The organism is Lachnobacterium bovis DSM 14045 (assembly GCF_900107245.1).
GTDB classification, from domain to species: domain Bacteria; phylum Bacillota; class Clostridia; order Lachnospirales; family Lachnospiraceae; genus Roseburia; species Roseburia bovis.
On sequence record NZ_FNPG01000054.1, the window covers coordinates 1 to 2,296 of the forward strand.

1 protein-coding gene is annotated in these 2,296 nt (G+C 34.5%); it reads left to right on the top strand.

Features of this window, described 5'->3' with window-relative positions; all coding sequences use genetic code 11:
• Positions 1-251: 251 nt before the first annotated feature.
• Positions 252-2,296, top strand: a 2,045-nt coding sequence (locus tag BLV79_RS12335; RefSeq protein WP_143470279.1) for a hypothetical protein, incomplete at its 3' end; no start/stop codon positions are given.

The window sequence follows — 2,296 nt, forward strand, 5'->3', positions numbered from 1 at the left end:
GATCTTTTTATAAATTACAAACTTATTTAATCACGATTTTTCGTCTAATTTCCTTGGAAAATAAAAATTTACACTCTTTCATGCCAAATCTTTAAATTAAAGCAATTATTTTAGAATTAATCGCTTTAATATAGTATCTAATCTTACTCTTCTTTTTACACAACAGCTCAGTTTTATTAACTAGATTCGTTTCCATTGCCACCGCTAATAATCAACAATTTATCGCAACTCGAATAAGGAGGATATCTAAAATGGTAAGAGGTTTAAAGAAAAAATTACTAATAGGTTTATTAAGTGCCGCAGTAGTTGGCACAAGTTTAGCACCAAATGTTCCACTTGTAGGAAGTTTCGCTCAGGAGGTTAAGGCGGATGATGCAAATAAGTATGTGTATACAGAAGTTCCTGTAAGTGCTGTTCCAGCTACTTATGAGTGGCAAACTGGAACATTTTATACTGTTACTGAAAATAGCTCTGTTACTTTAAGTGGAGGTTCAGCAACGTCTGGTTCTCCTGAAGCTGGAGTGTATTACAAAAAAGCAGAAGGTAACAAGTACACCGAAGTATCGCTTGAAGAAGAAGGGAATGTGTGGAAAGAAGGAAATGGTGTTGCAGACGGCACATATTATAAGATTACAGCCACAGAATATACAGGTACTCCTACATCAGAAAGCGACACGAAAAACGACGTTTACACAAAAGCAAACGACGGTTCTTACACCCAAACAACATTAGAGGCTCAAGTAGCTACTTACAAATGGAGTGTTGATTATGTACCAGGTAAATATTTTATGTCATCAGATAGTGATCCAATAAACGATGAAAATGCCGTAGATGCAAAAGAAAAATTCGCTGCTAATCCAGGTTCATCAGCAGAATTTAAAGTTTACACTCGTAAATCAGCCGTAAAGGATCAAGCATCTGTCAATATTATTGATAAAAAAGAGGACTCTGATGTAAAGGTTGGTAATGCTACAATTTCTCAACCAAACAAACCTTCAGCAACTGTAACTGTGAATGGAGAATCAGGTGCAAGCACACTTGTTGCAACAAATGTTAAAACAGTTTTAGATATTGTTTTAAGCGAAATTCCAAAAGGAAAGAAAGTAACAAAAGTTGAAGCTATCGTTAAAAAAGATGGATCTACAGATGAGAAGATAACAGGTTCTGTTAGTGGCGTTAATGTTTCATTTGATTTAGGAACAATTACTAAGGACGTTATTGTAACAATTGTTGCTACTGTTGAAGATGCTAAAATCACACCTACACTTAAAACAAACCTTAATGGAGCATCAGCTGCATTTGATGGTGAAACAAATGTAAAACAAGATGGTGGCGAGCTTACTATTGTTGTAACACCTGACGAAGCCAAAAATCTTGATACATTAATTGGTAAAATAGATATTAAATCACAGAATTCGTCTGATAATATAAATGTTGCTGAACCTACAAAAGCATCTGGAAAACTTTATTATAAAATAACTGGTACTTTTGCAGATGAAAATCCTGTAATTGTAGTTTCAGGCGGTTTAAGAAATGACAAAGAAATCATTGAAGGAAAAGACTATGCAAAAGTTGTAGCAGATTCTAATGTTAGTGTAGATCCTTCTAAGATTTTAGAGGAATACAAGAATCTTGATGATACAGATGAAGATAAAAACTCAGCAGTAGTAGTTACTACAGAAACTTCAACAGAAGCAGCTGCAGTATTTAACGACGTTATTGCAAATGAAAAAATTAAAAATGAAAACATCGAAGTAGCACTTAATGTTAACGTGACGGTAAAGGGTGGTCAAACAGGTGATGCACAAACACAGGCAAGTGGAGAAACTGCTCAGAATGATGTTAAATCATTCAAGAATCCTATCACAATTAAGGTTAAATTGCCAGTGGAAGCAAGAAATAAAGGCGGATATTTTGTATTAAGAAGTCATGACGGAAATATTCAGAGATTAGAAACATCATTAAAAGATGGTGAAGGCATTAAGGTTGATGGAGATGACTTATACATCTATACAAAAGATTTATCAGATTTTACAGTTTTATATGATAAATCATTATCAAGTGATACACCAGCTCCAGAACTAAACCCTGATGACGATAATCCAGCTAAAGAAGATGATAATAACAAAGGTACAATCACACCTTCAAACGGTACAGGCACAACAGCTACAACAAGCACAACTAAAGCTGCAACTTCTACAACAAAAGCTGCTAAAGCTACAACATCAACAAAGAAATCTTCAAAGACTTCTTCACCAAAGACAGCTGATTACGCAGTAAACTCATTACTTGCATT